Raw genomic sequence first — 15,775 nt, forward strand, 5'->3', positions numbered from 1 at the left:
GATACCTTTTCTTGATCATGATTTGGATGACTTACATTTACTGATAAGTTCTTCTTCTCTGGTAAAGTGTCATCATCAGGCAATTCTATCTTCAAACTCATATCTGTGGGTTGTAACACCTTCTGAACCGCTGCGAGAAAGGCTAAACCGTTATCAGATGGAGAATACTGGAATGTAATATGGATGACTTTTTTATCAAACTTATCACCGTATCGTGCTACATACTGCTTACTTTCGAGGAAGTGAATGTAATTATTAATTTTTTCTTGCAGAATTTCCAGATGGACTGCTTCTATCTCTTCCTCCCAGCCGACTGGATCCACCAGAAGAAGCTCTAAATGACTATCAACTATACCAATTGCATCAAGTTCGCTAGGTTCCAGTTCTGAAACAATGGCTTGAGTGACAATTTGTTTAAATTCCTCTGCTGTGAAAAGACAACGACTATTTTCAGGATTTTTCAAAATAAAGGAAGGATGATCTTCAATGAAGAGCTTATCGGATTCATCTTGTGTATACTGTTTTTTAGATTTCCAAAAACCATATTGCGCATAAGTCATCAACTCTTTGCCAGTATGTTCTCCCGACATGTAACTATCGGCAGCTTCTTTGGGAATTTCTCTAATCACTTCTGGGCAGGTAATATTAAAAGTTGGATAACGCAAGAAATACTTATCACCATCTTGACAGATTTCCAACATATCTTTTTGACTTACATAAATTGGTTCCATTCTTATCTCCTTTGTTTCTTACCAAATGTCTACTGATTAGTTTTCCCTATTTTTTGTCTGTTCTTATGATGTAATCCACTTTACTATAAAGGCCAGTGCCCTGTTTCAGCATAAACCATGACTTCGTATGCTCCCCTAGAAGATTCAAATGCTTTATCCATTAGTTCTTTAGAAATAGGATAGCGAACTTCTGGCCCCATGACTCCTCCAATTTCTTTAAAGAAGCTTATTTCGTAATAGCCGTCTGTCTCATATACAATAAATCCATCTCCTCTATAGACAATCGTATCCGATTGATTATAGTCTTCTAACTCATCTGCCTTAGGCCAACGATGATGTTCACAATAAAACATTACTTCTAAAGAATCTTTTTCTGATTTTGAAACACATTCTGCTAATTCCTGGCTAATGGTAAAGTTAAGCACTTCTTTCCCTCTACTCCACAGAATCTGATAATCATTATTGTTTTTTAATATCGTACAATTTTTGTATTGCTGCATTTCTGTTGTCATATAAATCAACTTTCTTTACTTTTTTGATTCTTCTTTATCATAGGCAAAAACAAAAAGATCTAGTTGATGCGCACATTTCTTATCAAACTCTCCATGACCTTCTTTCGCTTGTGCAAATTATTGGCTAAACACAAATAGAGAATAAACAAAAGCATCGAGTGGAAAAATAATGGCAAAAAACTAGGATATAACAGGAAGGCGACTAAAGATACTAACAAACTAATAAAGCTACCACGAATTACGGAAGAAACAACAGCTCCACTTTTCTTTACTACCTCTAGGAATTCTAAATACTCCAAATCTGTAAATAGAGCCGGATACAAATCCAAATCTTTCTTAAAATAGGCATCTAGCAATTTCCCGAAAAGTAAGGAAAGACAAGAGAATAAAATCAAATAAATATACTTGTGAGCAGGTATACTAAAGATTGTCAATCCATTCAGAAATCTGATAAAAGGGAAAACGAGCAACACAAGGGACAAAATAACGTACTGTTGACTCTTAGAAGTTCTTTCTGGAATTGAAAAATACAATTTCTTTGTCTTTAAGTCATAATAGACTAATTTGTTCTTAAATTCTCCTAGATGAACTAGTTCTTTATAATGCTTTCTCTTTTCTATCATTTCCACTCCCTTTCTAACCATAATCAAATGATATAAGCTTTTTCATAGCTTCAGTGAACTGGATTAGAGCTCTCTAATATCTGGAATTCAGTTTCATTATATATCTCTTTTACTTGAGTGGCGATACATAATCATCTGGAAGTTTGCCTCTCCAGTCAATCCACATTTGCTCAGCAATTGGAATTAATCTTTCAAGTTCTTCCTGAGTAAATAACTCTCTAGTTTCAGGTAAATCAATTAATGATGTTGGACTCTCTTCTATAAATCGTTTCTCACTAGCTTTCTTTTCTTCTTCCGTCGGTGGCCAAGAATCGTTTTGAACCTTCCAAGATACTTCATGTAACGTTCTTTCCCCACTCTCTAGTAAGGTAAATAATTCTTGTGGTAATTCATAGACAACTAACCAAGAAACTACAGTTCCCTCTTCTAAAACCAAATAATACTTGTCCTCATCTTTCCAGATATGCTGACCGTAACCTTTTACTTCTTCGAACTGGATAACATCTTCCCATTGTAGTTTTGTTGGTTTCATTTGTATTCTCCTAGTGCAATTATCTCTCAGCATAAAATATCATAAAAATCCGTCTTCTATTTCTCTTCCTCAATAGGCGATGCCATCTTTTATCCATTTTCTAGTTTCTAAATCTAAATTAAAATAGAAATCACTTCGACCAAATTTATCAAAACAATCTTCATTAAGAGCTTCACATACAATTCTCAGTTTCTTCTTACTTATCTCAGAAATATATAGCATAGTAAACCCTGCAGGAGATTCAATTTGGTCGATTTTATCACCTTCTAAATTATAAACTTCTAGTTCTGATGGAAGGTCAAAATCGTTGGATGAGCGAAATATACTGAAGATACGCTGATATTTAGGGCTAAAGCGAAGATGATGTAAATGTTGAAAAAAAACCTGATGCTTCCCATTATGATTCCAATCTAGGGTTCCTTCTAGTAGATTTTGTTGCCCTAACAATTTTCCTTCCAAACTAAAGTAGAAAATGATTTTGTTAATGAAATTTTCCCCACTATAAACCATCACCATGTTCTCATCTTTATGATATTCCGCATGAATGATATCTGGTAGTTCTATCTTTATTACACAACCATCCCACTCCCATATGACCATCCGTTCACTGTAATCGATTTTCATCATCCTTCTCCTACTCTAATTCAGATAAATTCGATCTGAATTGTTTGCTCCGTCATCCTGGAGTTCACTTCCTCGACAAGTTTATCTATCTCGTTCTGTGTGATAAGAATGTGATTGTAAGGTGGTTCCCAATTCTGTATGCTTTTCCTATATACAATAAAGCTACCATCAGTCAACAACTCTCCCTCTGCTTTTAGAACATAGCCATTCTCATAGTCAAAAGTAACGTTACCACTTGTCCCAGAAATTTTCATTCCATTTCCTTCTTTACTCAAACATCATTATTTTCTCAGAAAACTAAATCCTAATACTCATAATAAGGAGAGAAATTCCCCTTCAAATAAGCACTTATACTTTCTCCTATTATACCACACCTCCATTTTCATCTGAAATGGTTTCAATTTTAAGACAAAAAAAACACTGATCATTCAGTGCTTTTTGATTGAATTACTGCCCCCTGCAGGAATATAAAATATGCTTAGAAAGCCTATTCTAATAGGATTTAGGATAAACTTGGTCAATATTTGGTCAAATTTTTGGCTAAATTATTTTTGGATTAATCTTCATATTTTTGTAAGAAATGAAATTTGACAAGACATTTTATCGTTTTTTATGACTCACTATTTTTAAATATAGATAAATCTATTTGAACAGCCTCATCCTTAGATTCCATTAGTATTGAAATTCCATAGATTGTTCCACTAGAGTAATCTAATATTATTCGACAGGTCGTATCTTCTGGCATATCGTACTTATTTTTAAGATATTTATATAGGTCAGAATGATTTTCAGGCTGGTAGATAATATCGCTCAATTCAGTTTCAGCACTCTTAAAGGTTTCTTTTATATTCAAGGAAGCGAAATAATCTCTTTGTACTACCAAATTAAGAATTTCTTCATCATATAAAGGAGTTATCTCCGAGCTATAATTTAGCTTGCCATTAGAATATGTAATAGGAACAGTTTCTTTATTCTCCCCATGTGTTATTGTGTAATCACCTTTAATGTCAGCTTGATTAATATCTAAGTCCACTTCGTATTTTCTGACTCCATCTTCAGTTTTTATATAGACTCTACTAATGTATATCTTTAGTCCCGTAAAGTCCTTCTTGTCTTGTTCTAAAAATTTAAACATGGGTTCAAACGTTTTTTCGAATTCGTACTGTTTCTTTGTTCTGTTTTTTGGAATGGTTTCACCACCCAAACTACATCCATTTAGTGCAAAAAGTGTCAAAAACATTAGCATTACACTAACAACCCAAAATAAGCGTTTATGATTTTTCATCTCTTTCTCCTAAACATTCTATGCCTATTATAACATAAAAAAGAGAGCGGTTTCGCTCTTTATCTATTTCCATATACTCTTATAACATACAACTAGCATCTTGTTTGATAGAAGATAAAGATATAGAAAAAGCAAGCTCAATAGCTTGCTTGATAGTTAAGGAATTAAAAATTGATTTTCATAGTCTTTTGGGAGCTTATAAGATATTTCTCCATTACTATTACCAAATCGACTTTGATTAAAAATTGGAAATAGCTTGGAGTCGTAATTCGTTTTTATAGCAAAACGTTCATTTTCAAAACTAATAGTTGCAGCAACTGAGGGATCCTTAAAAACTGATTGTTCCCCTTGGGAATGCAAGCGAACATTTATAGTAGCTATTTCTTCAGGATATCTCTCAAATCTAACATTAAAAAGAATGTCGCTACCTCTCGAAGGAATGTACATTTGATAGTTACTTACACTTATACTCTGAATCTTTCCTAATTTCTGTTCCAATTCTGGGTCATTTCTATACAGGTTGGTTTGGATAGCTAGTTTGAAATTTTCCTCATGTTCATGTAGCCATTTGTTTAGAAAACGAATCATAATTTCTTTTCGAACTTGCCAGTCTGCATCCTTGCCTTTGCGAACAGCAAAATCCAAAAGATTATTCATAGTTTCATTCAATTTATCTTGCTTTCGCTTCCAATCCCATGAGGGATCACTTGATACCTCTACTACTGATAAGTACCATCTCTTCATAGTTTCAGGAGATTTGTAAGGATTGGGTTTTATAAAGGTAAAAGGTGGTATACCAGCATCAGGAAAGTATAATTCTACTTTCATTGACTGCTTGCGATTATTATTAACATAGGCTGTAAAATAAATATGATAATTTCCACCTACATCTCCACCATTATCAAAAGACCCCCTCGCAGAACCTGGTAAAAGCGTCACAGACTTTATATATTGCCCTTGACTGTCTATGTCTGCAATAATTTCTCTCTTGATAGAATCCTCATGATCATGAATAAACTTACCTGTGTTCCCAATCGGCACCCTAATAAACAAATAAGACAAAGCAAGAATCATAAAGGGAACGGAAATCGCAAGGAATATCCACTTGTTCGTTTTTAACATAATATCTCCTGATGCTCATTTAAAAATCAGTTATAAAACAGCATTTATGCTTTTTTTCAACTTATAACTTTTCTATTTTTTCAAAAATAATCTCTTGCTTCTCGTAACTTTCTCGGAGTGGTAACATACCTAAGATCACCGTAAAGAAACCCAAAGATAAAATACTGTTAATGATAAGGATAGAGGCCTCTGTCCCATTATCAGTAAATATATAAAATGCTAAAACTGCAACAAAAAGAATAGGCAGAAGTTTATACAGTTTTAATTGACGTTGTGAGCTTGCTAGTTTGAAAACTATTTGATACTTCGTTTCTTTACTGGAAAGCTTTTGTTGAAGATTATGACGAACCACAAAAGCAATGAACCTGAAAGTAAGATAAGCTAAGACAATAGAGAGGAAAAACAATCCTAATTTAAAAGAAATATTATGGCTAATGTCGTAACTCTTAAAAACATTCGTAACAATTCTATAACAAGCTCCACCTATTGCTACACCTATTCCAATACCAAGAGATTTGCTTATAGTTGGCGCTAGACTCTCAAATCTCATATCTCTTCTATCTAACTTTAAGCATTTGGCAGTAATTTCATTAGGAAGAGAACCCCAGAAATAAGTTTTAGGACTAATACTAGTCATATCCAAAAGATATTTTTCACCGTCAACTTCTATGATTTTATGAAACGTTTTATTTGTTTCTTTAAATTTTAATGCCATATTTACCACCTAAACTACATCCATTCAGCGCAAAAAGTGTCAAAAGCATTAGCATTAAACTAACAACTTCAAATAAACGTTTATTGTTTTTCATCTCTTTCTCCTAAACATTCTATGCCTATTATACCACACCATAGATATCATATTAAATGTTTAAAATTTGGTCAAAGAAAAAACACTGGTTATCCAGTGTTTTGTTTCTAGTTTACTGCCCCCTGCAGGAATCGAACCTGCAACTACTCCTTAGGAGGGAGTTGTTATATCCATTGAACTAAGGGAGCTAGAGAAAAACCCTGCTGAATGAGCAGAGTTTTTTAGTCGAATTAACGACGGATTTCTTTGATACGAGCTGCTTTACCTTGAAGAGCACGCAAGTAGTACAATTTCGCACGACGTACTTTACCGTAACGAACAACTTCGATCTTTTCAACACGTGGAGTGTGGATTGGGAAGATACGCTCAACACCTACACCGTTAGAGATTTTACGAACTGTGTAGTTTTCTGAGATGCCCGCACCTTTACGTGCGATAACAACACCTTCAAAAATCTGGATACGTTCACGGTTACCTTCGACAACTTTCGCGTGTACACGAACAGTGTCACCAGGACGGAATGATGGGATATCTGTACGAAGTTGACCTTCAGTCAAGCTTTGGATTAATGGATTCATTTTATTCTCCTATCTTTGTCAATCTTGAGGAACCTTCCTCAGCGGATAAACTGTATTTTTGTGCGTCCATTACACACAAGATACAGTTTACCAAATTTCCATCTAAAAGTAAAGAAATTTATAGCAGAATTCCTAAAAAAATCGCTAGAAAACCGCCTATATAAGTTAAGAGAAAATAGCTATAAAATACCTTCTTGTCGCTTAACAGCCTTTGAAGCTCGTCATTCAAGGTTGAAAAGGTCGTTAACCCTCCACAAAAACCTGTCGCTAGGATAGCATAGACTTCCTTAGACTCCACATGATTGTAGAGCAAGCCAATCAAAAAACAACCGAGAAGATTGGCTATAAGAGTTCCTAGGGGCAATTTAGAAGTTTGATTATAGCGGGAAAAGAAATAACGAACCAAGGCTCCAAACCCGCAGGCGATTGCAAGATAAACGATTACCATTTCTTCCTCCCTAGAACATAAGCCAAGAGTAGACCTCCTCCAATACTCAAAAGTAGATAGATGCCTAAGCTAAGATAACGCCCAGTATCAAGCAGTTTTACTGCATCAAGCATTAGGCTAGAAAAGGTTGTCAGGCCACCACAAAATCCTGTCCCCAGCGCCAAAACCAAGCCTTTACTAGTTCCCTTATAGACCAGATAGCCTTTCACCAGATAGACCAAGCAGAAAATGCCCAGATAGTTGACAAGGAGGGTTCCCCAAGGAAAGTCTGGGCTAGCTGGTAACCAAGTGGAAATGAGATAGCGGACAAGGCCTCCCACCATTGCAGCTAGAAAAATTCCGAGCGGATAGAATTGTTCTTTTTTCATTTGATGTTTTGATCCTGATAATCACGCGAACGTTTGAGAATGTCTGAAAAAGTCGCAACAATGGTCTCCTGATAGCGCTTATCTTCTACTCGATTTCTGACTTTATCAAAAATAACTTCTTCTCGCTTAGTATCTAAAATAGGTTTTCCTGAGGTTTTCTTATAGGCAACTACTCCCTCAACCAAATGCATTCGTTCTTCCAAGAGCTTGACGATTTGGTCGTCGATTTGATCAATTTCTTGCCGAATCATATCTAAGTTCATACAGTCTCCTCCTTTATTTGAATTATTGTATCAAAAAGCTACCAAATAGGCTAGTAAAATCCCAAAATAACTAATAAAAAAACGCACTGACTTCTTCCAGTCAGCGCAATTTGATTCTTATCCTACTTTTGCAGCCAATTCTTCTGCGAATTGTTCCAAACGCTCGATGTCTTCTTCTTCAGCAGAAAGGTCCACTTTAACACACTCTGAACCTTTTTCTGCTCCTGTCGCTACAAAAACGCGATCAAAGTCATCAACAGCCTTACAGAATTCGTCGTAGAAGGTATCACCTGATCCAACAACCCCGTAGATTTTGCCATTCAAGTTGAGATCTGCTAGGTCTTCGTAGAAGTCCATCATCTCATCTGGCAATTCTCCATCACCGTAAGTATAAGTCGCAACGATTGCGATGTCTGCCTCCAAGAAGTCTGAAGCGTCAACAGTCGTACATTCATCCACATCGACATCCAAGCCCAAGTCACGCAATTTGTCTGCTACAATATCTGCAATTTCTTCGGTATTACCGGTCATACTGGCAAATACAATTTTTGCTAATGCCATATCGTCCTCCTCAATTTATCTTTCTCCATTATATCATATCTTTTTCATTTTAAAAATAAAAATTCTTGTGCTACAATGAAATGAGAAAGAATTGAGGTTATTTATGGAAATTTGCCAGCAAATATTAGAGAAAATCAAAGAATACGACACGATTATCATTCATCGTCATATGAAACCAGATCCGGATGCCTTAGGGAGCCAAGTGGGCTTGAAAGCTCTTCTTACACACCATTTTCCAGAAAAGACCATCAAAGTCGTCGGTTTTAACGAACCAACTCTAACCTGGATGGCGGAAATGGATACTGTACAAGACAGTGACTACAAAGGAGCTCTTGCTATTATTTGTGATACAGCGAATCGTCCTCGTATCGATGATAAACGCTACGAACAAGCTGCTTTCACCATCAAAATCGATCACCATCCAAATGATGATATCTATGGTAACCTATCTTGGGTCGATACAAGTTCAAGCAGTGCCAGTGAGATGATTGCATTATTTGCTCAAGAAAATCAGCTAGCTTTGTCTAGTGAAGCGGCACGACTTCTCTATGCAGGAATTGTCGGGGACACAGGGCGTTTTCTCTACCCATCAACTAGTGCCCGTACCTTTAGAATAGCTGGCCAGCTCCGAGAAATTGATTTTGACTTTGCTGGATTATCTCGTCAAATGGATACCATGAGCTTCAAGATTGCAAAATTGCAAGGGTATGTTTATGATCACTTAGAAGTTGATGAGAATGGGGCTGCACGCGTTCTGCTTACTCAAAACATCTTGAAAAAATATAAGGTTACAGATGCTGAAACAGCGGCAATTGTCGGAGCACCTGGCCGAATTGATACTGTTAAGGCTTGGGCTATCTTTGTTGAGCAAGCTGATGGTCACTTCCGTGTGCGAATGCGCAGTAAAATTACCCCTATCAATGAAATTGCCAAACGACACGACGGGGGAGGGCATCCATTAGCCAGTGGCGCCAATTCCTATAATCTAGAAGAAAACGAACAAATATACCAAGAGCTGAAAGAGGCTCTACAGGTTCACCAAGGCTAAGAAAGAATTTTCTTGGCCTTTTATATGCTAGATTCTTAAAATATACGGTTTCTTTGTACCTCAGTTTATGGTATAATAAATCAAACTGAATAAAAGGAGACTTAATAATGGAAAAAAATCGTTTGTTTATCCTCATTTCTGCTGGAGTAGCAATCCTTGGTTCACTTTTGCCATGGGCTAGTTTAAATGCAGGTGCTTTTGGGTCCTATAGTGTGAATGGTTACCAAGGAGATGGGTGGTTTGTCATTATCGCAGCTATTGTGTCTATTGTTCTTGCTTGCTTGAATAATATGAATAAAGCAATGCCTAAAGGGTTCTCAATTGGTGTCATTGTTGCGGGTGCAATTGCAACTCTCGTCACACTAAATAGTCTCTTTAATGTAAATAAGTACATGTCCAACTTTGGTGGATATGGCATTTCAATCGGCTTTGGTTTGATTTTGGCTATTCTTGCTAGCATTGCACTTGTTGTAACTGGTCTCTTGGCAATGTCCGGTGGTAAAATTACAAAAGAGTCATTTACTGAATTAGCTGAATCTGGTAAAGATTTTGCTCAAACTGTCGGACGTGTAACAAGCTCTACCGTTAAAACTGCAGTCGAAGAAATCAAAAAAGAATCTCAAGAACGTAAAAAAGAAGAAACTACTGCTGAGAAAACAGAGACTGCTAAAGAGGAAACCGAGCAAACAGAAGAAGCTAAGGAACCAGCTAATGTGGAGGCTGAATCAGTAGCAGAAAACGCAGAACCAGTAAAAGAAGAAACTACAGAAGCTGAAACAAAAACAGAAGCTGAACCTGTAGCCAAACCAACTGAAACAGAGGCTGAAGCTGAAACAGAATCAACAGAAACAGAAACTACTGAATCTGAAAAAGAAGCTGAATCAGCAGCAGAAAACGTAGAACCAGTAAAAGAAACAGAAGTAAAAAATGAACAAGAAGAAAAAGCTCCAAATCAAGAGAACTAATCATTCTTCTACCCTCACTCCAGTAAACACTGGAGTGATTTTTTATCAAGATTTTTAATAAAATCAGGGAAAAGACTTGCCAAACTTATCAGAATCTGATAGACTAGTATGGTAACAATCTATGGCTCGCAAAGAGACCATGGCAGAAAGGAAATATTGCAAAATGAAAAAAGATATCCATCCAGAATATCGCCCAGTTGTCTTCATGGACACAACTACTGGTTACAAATTCCTTAGCGGTTCAACAAAACGCTCTAACGAAACTGTTGAGTTCGAAGGCGAAACTTACCCATTGATCCGTGTGGAAATTTCATCAGACTCACACCCATTCTACACTGGACGTCAAAAGTTCACTCAAGCAGATGGACGCGTGGATCGTTTCAACAAAAAATACGGTCTCAAATAATGATAAAAAAGAACAGTTACCACTGTTCTTTTTTTTGTACTTGTTTTTATGAACCAATTACTACTACTTTCTCTTTATCAGTCTTCACTCTGACACTATAATAGATTTCAAACGAGTTTAAAAAATATCGAAAAGAAGCTTGATATTGAGAATGGTCAAGATGATTGAAACTGCGTAACCTAGGATGGTGTTCCACTTGGCATTGGTAAATTCTCCCATCAGTGACTTCTTAGAGGTCAGATAGATTAAGGGGAAGATTGAAAACGGAAGAGCAATTGACAGAAAGACCTGTGAATAGACCAATAACTGATCCAAGGTTTTTTCTTGATGTCCAAACAAGACGGCTACAATAATCACAGGGAGCAAGGCAAAAATCCGTGTACCGATACGGATCATCCACTGAGGCAATTTCAGATGCAAGAAACCTTCCATGACAATCTGTCCTGTCAAGGTACCTGTAATGGTCGAATTCTGGCCACTTGCTAGGAGGGCCAGGGCAAATAAAGTTGACAGAGTTGAACTAGCTATCGCTCCTGCTATTGTCGAATCCTGTAAAGCATTGTACATTTGAGAAAAAGCTGAAATTTCAGATGCATGACCAAAAAAGAGAGATGCCCCTAAAATGAGAAGTAAGGAATTGACAATAAAGGCTAGGGACAACTGAAGATTTGAATCCCAGGTCATAAAACGCACGGCTTTTCGAACATCCTTCTTATCTTTGTGATTGATTTTCCTTGTTTGGGATAGGGATGAATGAAGATAGAGATTATGGGGCATGACTGTCGCTCCTACAATTCCTAGAGCCAAGGTCAATTGGCTTTCATGACCTGGCAATGGTGTTTCAAATAATGTTGGAGTCGGTAAATAACCACCAAAGATACCCTGAATACTTGGATTGGATAATGCTACCAGATAGGTAAAGATGGCTAATATGGTTAAAATAAGGGTCGTAACAATGGCTTCAATTTTTTTGAAGCCAAATTTCATTAACAACAACAAAAGAAATACATCTAAAACGGTTAAGAGGATAGCGACCATAATCGGTATTTTAAATAAAAGATTTAAGGCAATCGCTGAGCCTAAAACCTCAGCTAAGTCTGTCGCCATTAAAGCTAATTCTAAAATCACCCAAAGACTATAGCGGAGCCATTTGGGAGCATGATGTGCAGTTGCCTGTGCTAGGTCCATCTTAGTTACGATACCGAGCTTTCCAGCCATCTGTTGTAACTGCATGGCAATGATGGAGGAAATCAAAATAACAAATAAGAGACTATATTTGTAGGAAGCGCCACCAACCACACTGGTAATCCAGTTTCCAGGATCCATGTAGCCAACTGCTACAAGAGCTCCAGGTCCTAAAAAAGCTTTTAGATTTTGCCAAAAATGATTGTTATTCGGAGTTTCAATAGATTGGTTGATCTCAGAAAGAGAGACTTTTTTGTAAGAAGACATCGGAATTTTACACTTTCTAATCTGTCTTTACCTATTTTCTTAATGGGATTTTTGAAAATATCTTGAAAATAGTTTCCTATTTCCAATTCTCCCTTATTATATCACAATTTAGAATGATTCTTAAGGAAAGAATGATAGTTCAAATAAGCAATATCTGTATTGCAAAAGCCGGCGTTTTCTGACGCTGGCTTTAAAACTGTGAAAAACTTTTTCTCAACTAGATCGCTTCTGTGACAAAACTACGGCTTTCTAGCACCTTGAGCATGGCATTAGCTGTATCTAGAGCTGTAAAGAGTGGTACACCGTGTTCAATGGCTGAACGACGGATTTGCTCACCATCTTCGTCAGCAGTTCGTTTGGTTCCGACAGTATTGATGATCGCTTGGATTTTCCCTTTGCGGACAAAGCTTGGGATATCTTGTTCATCGTCACCAATCTTACCAACAGGTTGAGCTTGAAGTCCATGACTGGCAAAGAAGGCTGCTGTCCCTTCTGTCGCAAGGATACCATAACCGATATTTTGGAAACGACGAGCCAAGTCCAAGGCTTCTTCTTTGGCATCATCAGCGATGGTAAATACAACATTTCCAAAGGTTGGCAAGTGTAGGTAGGAAGCTTCAAAAGCCTTGTAGAGAGCTTTTTCCAAAGTAGTATCAGAACCCATAACTTCCCCTGTTGACTTCATTTCAGGCCCGAGTAAGCTGTCTACTTTAGCTAGTTTCGTAAAGGAGAAGACAGGCGCCTTGATATGAACGCGAGTACTTTCTGGATAAAGTCCATCTTGGTAGCCAAGTTCTTCAAGACTTTGACCAAGAATGAGCTTAGTTGCTACCTGAGCCATAGGGATATTGGTTACCTTAGAAAGGAATGGCACCGTACGGCTGGCACGTGGATTGACCTCAATAACGTAGACTTTTTCATCCTTGATGACAAACTGGATGTTCATCATCCCAAGACAGTTAAGGCCAATTGCTAGACGTTTGGTGTAGTCTGCGATGGTTTCTTGCACCTTTTGCGACAAGGTTTGTGGTGGATAAACGGCCATTGAGTCACCTGAGTGGACACCAGCACGTTCGATATGTTCCATAATACCAGGGATGAGAACATTTTCCCCATCTGAGATGGCATCAACTTCACACTCTTGCCCAACGATGTAAGAGTCAACAAGGACTGGGTGGTCTGGACTGGCCTTAACAGCGGTACGCATGTAAGAACGAAGATCTTCTTCGTTTTCGACGATTTCCATAGCACGTCCACCCAAGACATAAGATGGGCGAACGAGGACTGGGAATCCAATCTTGCGAGCTGCAAGTACGGCTTCTTCTTCATTGGTAGCCGTTTGACCTGGTGGCTGTGGAATATCCAAGTCTTTAAGGGCTTGCTCGAAGAGGTCACGGTCTTCGGCACGGTCTAAGTCAGCTACTTGGGTACCAAGGATGGTCACACCTGCTTTTGCCAAAGGCTCCGCAAGGTTGATGGCTGTTTGACCACCGAACTGAACGATAACGCCTTTTGGTTGCTCCAAATCGATAACATTCATGACATCTTCGAATGTTAATGGCTCAAAGTAAAGTTTGTCTGATACCGAGAAGTCTGTTGAAACGGTCTCTGGATTTGAGTTCATGATGATAGCTTCATAACCAGCAGCCTGAATCGCCTTAACAGAGTGAACGGTTGCGTAGTCAAACTCAACCCCTTGTCCGATACGGATTGGACCTGAACCTAGGACTAGAACGGATTCCTTGTCAGATTTGATAGATTCATTTTCCCAACCATAGGTTGAATAGAAATATGGTGTTTCAGAGTCAAACTCCGCCGCACAGGTATCAACCATCTTGTAAACTGGGACAATCTTGTTTTCCAAGCGAAGTTGGCGAACTTGGTCAGCTGTCGTTTTCCAGAGTTCCGCAATCTTGCGGTCTGAAAATCCATTGAGTTTAGCTGTTTTCAAGACTTCTAGATCTTGTGGATGGGCACCTAATTCTTGCTCAATTTCAAAGATGTGCAAGAGTTTATCTAGATAGAAGATATCAATCTTGGTCAATTCAGCAATTTCTTCTGGTGTGTAACCACGGCGAATAGCCTCTGATACATAGAAGAGACGGTCATCTTGGGCTTTCACAACCTTTTCAATCAAAGCATCATCAGAAACGGTTGCCAGTTCAGGCATTTCATTGTGGTGAACCCCAATTTCAAGTGAACGACAGGCTTTTAGAAGAGATTCCTCGATGTTACGACCAATGGCCATGACTTCCCCAGTCGCTTTCATTTGGGTCCCAAGACGACGCTCACCTTTTTCAAACTTGTCAAATGGGAAACGCGGAATCTTAGCAACGACGTAATCAAGGGCTGGTTCAAACATAGCATAAGTTGAACCTGTAACAGGGTTGATGACCTCATCCAGGGTTAAACCAACTGCAATCTTGGCAGCCAATTTGGCAATCGGATAACCCGTCGCCTTAGAAGCAAGGGCTGACGAACGCGATACACGAGGGTTTACTTCGATAACATAGTACTTGAAGCTATGCGGATCAAGGGCCAGCTGAACGTTACATCCACCTTCAATCTTAAGAGCGCGGATAATGCTCAAGCTCGCGTCACGTAGCATTTGGTTTTCATAATCTGACATGGTTTGGGCAGGAGCAAATACAATGGAATCTCCTGTGTGAATCCCAACTGGGTCAAAGTTTTCCATGTTACAAACAACGAGGGCATTGTCAGCTGAGTCGCGCATAACCTCGTATTCGATTTCCTTGAAACCAGCGATTGAACGTTCAATCAAACATTGGGTAACAGGTGACAGTTTCAACCCATTTTCAGCGATTTCACGCAATTCTTCCTCGTTGGCACACATACCACCACCAGTACCACCAAGTGTGAAAGCTGGACGAACGATAACTGGGTAGCCGATTGATGCCGCAAAGGCAACAGCTTCTTCCACTGTGTTGACAATTTCAGATTCTGGAATTGGCTGCTCAAGCTCTTCCATCAATTGTTTAAAGAGATCACGGTCCTCTGCTTGGTCAATGGCAGATAATTTAGTTCCCAGTAGTTCGACACCCAATTCATCTAGAATGCCATTCTTAGACAATTCCATGGCCATATTGAGCCCTGTTTGACCACCAAGAGTTGGAAGCAAAGCATCTGGACGTTCCTTACGGAGAATACGAGTTACAAACTCAAGTGTGATTGGCTCGATGTAGACCTTGTCCGCAATCTCCTTGTCCGTCATGATGGTGGCAGGGTTTGAGTTCACCAAGACAACCTCATAACCTTCCTCTTTCAAAGACAAGCAGGCCTGGGTCCCAGCGTAGTCAAACTCAGCAGCCTGACCAATAATAATCGGACCAGAACCAATCACCATAATTTTTTGAATATCAGTACATTTAGGCATAGTTTATGATACAAAGCCCGAAAAGAACATAGTGAAAATAGGAAACTCGGTGCAG

The 15,775-nt window shown here is 38.3% G+C and carries 17 protein-coding genes, 1 tRNA gene and 1 pseudogene; 3 read left to right on the plus strand and 16 right to left on the minus strand.

Features of this window, described 5'->3' with window-relative positions; translation table 11 throughout:
- Positions 1 to 74: 74 nt before the first annotated feature.
- From TZ92_RS07710 to TZ92_RS07780, 14 genes and pseudogenes are all read right to left on the minus strand, one after another.
- A pseudogene (locus tag TZ92_RS07710) lies at positions 75 to 731 on the minus strand (DUF6572 domain-containing protein); the annotation flags it as partial.
- An 83-nt stretch (positions 732 to 814) separates the two neighbouring features.
- Positions 815 to 1,243: a hypothetical protein gene (locus TZ92_RS07715; protein WP_033629949.1), complete on the minus strand. Its 429-nt coding sequence runs from the start codon at positions 1,241 to 1,243 to the stop codon at positions 815 to 817.
- 732 nt (positions 1,244 to 1,975) lie between these two features.
- Positions 1,976 to 2,398 (minus strand): hypothetical protein, encoded by a 423-nt coding sequence (locus tag TZ92_RS07725; protein WP_033629951.1) that lies wholly within the window; start codon positions 2,396 to 2,398, stop codon positions 1,976 to 1,978.
- A 69-nt stretch (positions 2,399 to 2,467) separates the two neighbouring features.
- Positions 2,468 to 3,022, minus strand: a complete 555-nt coding sequence (locus tag TZ92_RS07730) for a hypothetical protein (protein ID WP_033629952.1) — start codon at positions 3,020 to 3,022, stop codon at positions 2,468 to 2,470.
- Positions 3,023 to 3,042: 20 nt separating this feature from the next.
- Complete coding sequence (locus tag TZ92_RS07735) at positions 3,043 to 3,276, minus strand: Imm74 family immunity protein (protein WP_033629953.1); 234 nt, start codon at positions 3,274 to 3,276, stop codon at positions 3,043 to 3,045.
- Positions 3,277 to 3,632: 356 nt separating this feature from the next.
- Complete coding sequence (locus TZ92_RS07740; protein ID WP_033629954.1) at positions 3,633 to 4,307, minus strand: hypothetical protein; 675 nt, start codon at positions 4,305 to 4,307, stop codon at positions 3,633 to 3,635.
- Positions 4,308 to 4,463: 156 nt separating this feature from the next.
- Positions 4,464 to 5,429: a hypothetical protein gene (locus TZ92_RS07745; protein ID WP_033629955.1), complete on the minus strand. Its 966-nt coding sequence runs from the start codon at positions 5,427 to 5,429 to the stop codon at positions 4,464 to 4,466.
- A 61-nt stretch (positions 5,430 to 5,490) separates the two neighbouring features.
- On the minus strand, positions 5,491 to 6,144 hold the full coding sequence (locus tag TZ92_RS07750; RefSeq protein WP_080702648.1) for a DUF443 domain-containing protein: 654 nt from the start codon (positions 6,142 to 6,144) through the stop codon (positions 5,491 to 5,493).
- A 209-nt stretch (positions 6,145 to 6,353) separates the two neighbouring features.
- Positions 6,354 to 6,425: transfer RNA gene (locus tag TZ92_RS07755), tRNA-Arg, on the minus strand.
- A gap of 42 nt (positions 6,426 to 6,467) precedes the next feature.
- Entirely contained in the window at positions 6,468 to 6,815 is a 348-nt protein-coding gene (gene rplS / locus TZ92_RS07760; RefSeq protein WP_001068669.1) for a 50S ribosomal protein L19, read from the minus strand.
- Between the two features lie 118 nt (positions 6,816 to 6,933).
- Positions 6,934 to 7,263, minus strand: a complete 330-nt coding sequence (gene crcB, locus TZ92_RS07765) for a fluoride efflux transporter CrcB (RefSeq protein ID WP_033629957.1) — start codon at positions 7,261 to 7,263, stop codon at positions 6,934 to 6,936.
- On the minus strand, positions 7,257 to 7,631 hold the full coding sequence (gene crcB / locus TZ92_RS07770) for a fluoride efflux transporter CrcB (protein ID WP_033629958.1): 375 nt from the start codon (positions 7,629 to 7,631) through the stop codon (positions 7,257 to 7,259). Before crcB (TZ92_RS07770) ends, crcB (TZ92_RS07765) begins: the two co-directional genes overlap by 7 nt.
- Positions 7,628 to 7,894, minus strand: coding sequence for a chorismate mutase (locus TZ92_RS07775; protein WP_033629959.1), 267 nt, complete (start codon positions 7,892 to 7,894; stop codon positions 7,628 to 7,630). Before TZ92_RS07775 ends, crcB (TZ92_RS07770) begins: the two co-directional genes overlap by 4 nt.
- Positions 7,895 to 8,011: 117 nt before the next feature.
- Positions 8,012 to 8,455, minus strand: a complete 444-nt coding sequence (locus tag TZ92_RS07780; RefSeq protein WP_001162125.1) for a flavodoxin — start codon at positions 8,453 to 8,455, stop codon at positions 8,012 to 8,014.
- Between the two features lie 103 nt (positions 8,456 to 8,558).
- Between TZ92_RS07780 and TZ92_RS07785 the strand changes: the two genes are divergently transcribed.
- The 3 genes from TZ92_RS07785 to TZ92_RS07795 all read left to right on the plus strand — a co-directional run bounded on the left by TZ92_RS07785 (position 8,559) and on the right by TZ92_RS07795 (position 10,874).
- Entirely contained in the window at positions 8,559 to 9,503 is a 945-nt protein-coding gene (locus TZ92_RS07785; RefSeq protein WP_033629960.1) for a DHH family phosphoesterase, read from the plus strand.
- 107 nt (positions 9,504 to 9,610) lie between these two features.
- A complete protein-coding gene (locus TZ92_RS07790; RefSeq protein WP_033629961.1) occupies positions 9,611 to 10,468 on the plus strand; it encodes a hypothetical protein in 858 nt (285 codons plus the stop codon).
- A gap of 163 nt (positions 10,469 to 10,631) precedes the next feature.
- Entirely contained in the window at positions 10,632 to 10,874 is a 243-nt protein-coding gene (locus TZ92_RS07795) for a type B 50S ribosomal protein L31 (protein WP_000710762.1), read from the plus strand.
- Positions 10,875 to 10,991: 117 nt separating this feature from the next.
- Here TZ92_RS07795 and TZ92_RS07800 read toward each other — a convergent pair whose 3' ends face one another.
- Positions 10,992 to 12,326, minus strand: coding sequence for an Nramp family divalent metal transporter (locus tag TZ92_RS07800; RefSeq protein ID WP_033629962.1), 1,335 nt, complete (start codon positions 12,324 to 12,326; stop codon positions 10,992 to 10,994).
- A 217-nt stretch (positions 12,327 to 12,543) separates the two neighbouring features.
- Positions 12,544 to 15,720, minus strand: coding sequence for a carbamoyl-phosphate synthase large subunit (carB, locus tag TZ92_RS07805; protein WP_033629963.1), 3,177 nt, complete (start codon positions 15,718 to 15,720; stop codon positions 12,544 to 12,546).
- Between the last annotated feature and the right edge of the window lie 55 nt (positions 15,721 to 15,775).

This window comes from Streptococcus oralis subsp. oralis, assembly GCF_000960035.1.
Lineage (GTDB): Bacteria > Bacillota > Bacilli > Lactobacillales > Streptococcaceae > Streptococcus > Streptococcus oralis_G.

What these genes read in the sequence shown, in the direction of transcription:
- TZ92_RS07790 (WP_033629961.1), top strand. Translation starts at nt 9,611, where the DNA reads ATGGAAAAAAATCGTTTGTTTATCCTCATTTCTGCTGGAGTAGCAATC.
- TZ92_RS07780 (WP_001162125.1), bottom strand. Translation starts at nt 8,455, where the DNA reads ATGGCATTAGCAAAAATTGTATTTGCCAGTATGACCGGTAATACCGAA.
- TZ92_RS07735 (WP_033629953.1), bottom strand. Translation starts at nt 3,276, where the DNA reads ATGAAAATTTCTGGGACAAGTGGTAACGTTACTTTTGACTATGAGAAT.
- TZ92_RS07715 (WP_033629949.1), bottom strand. Translation starts at nt 1,243, where the DNA reads ATGACAACAGAAATGCAGCAATACAAAAATTGTACGATATTAAAAAAC.
- TZ92_RS07775 (WP_033629959.1), bottom strand. Translation starts at nt 7,894, where the DNA reads ATGAACTTAGATATGATTCGGCAAGAAATTGATCAAATCGACGACCAA.
- TZ92_RS07750 (WP_080702648.1), bottom strand. Translation starts at nt 6,144, where the DNA reads ATGGCATTAAAATTTAAAGAAACAAATAAAACGTTTCATAAAATCATA.
- carB (WP_033629963.1), bottom strand. Translation starts at nt 15,720, where the DNA reads ATGCCTAAATGTACTGATATTCAAAAAATTATGGTGATTGGTTCTGGT.
- TZ92_RS07740 (WP_033629954.1), bottom strand. Translation starts at nt 4,307, where the DNA reads ATGAAAAATCATAAACGCTTATTTTGGGTTGTTAGTGTAATGCTAATG.
- TZ92_RS07725 (WP_033629951.1), bottom strand. Translation starts at nt 2,398, where the DNA reads ATGAAACCAACAAAACTACAATGGGAAGATGTTATCCAGTTCGAAGAA.
- TZ92_RS07745 (WP_033629955.1), bottom strand. Translation starts at nt 5,429, where the DNA reads ATGTTAAAAACGAACAAGTGGATATTCCTTGCGATTTCCGTTCCCTTT.
- crcB (WP_033629957.1), bottom strand. Translation starts at nt 7,263, where the DNA reads ATGGTAATCGTTTATCTTGCAATCGCCTGCGGGTTTGGAGCCTTGGTT.
- TZ92_RS07730 (WP_033629952.1), bottom strand. Translation starts at nt 3,022, where the DNA reads ATGAAAATCGATTACAGTGAACGGATGGTCATATGGGAGTGGGATGGT.
- TZ92_RS07785 (WP_033629960.1), top strand. Translation starts at nt 8,559, where the DNA reads ATGGAAATTTGCCAGCAAATATTAGAGAAAATCAAAGAATACGACACG.
- TZ92_RS07800 (WP_033629962.1), bottom strand. Translation starts at nt 12,326, where the DNA reads ATGTCTTCTTACAAAAAAGTCTCTCTTTCTGAGATCAACCAATCTATT.
- crcB (WP_033629958.1), bottom strand. Translation starts at nt 7,631, where the DNA reads ATGAAAAAAGAACAATTCTATCCGCTCGGAATTTTTCTAGCTGCAATG.
- rplS (WP_001068669.1), bottom strand. Translation starts at nt 6,815, where the DNA reads ATGAATCCATTAATCCAAAGCTTGACTGAAGGTCAACTTCGTACAGAT.
- TZ92_RS07795 (WP_000710762.1), top strand. Translation starts at nt 10,632, where the DNA reads ATGAAAAAAGATATCCATCCAGAATATCGCCCAGTTGTCTTCATGGAC.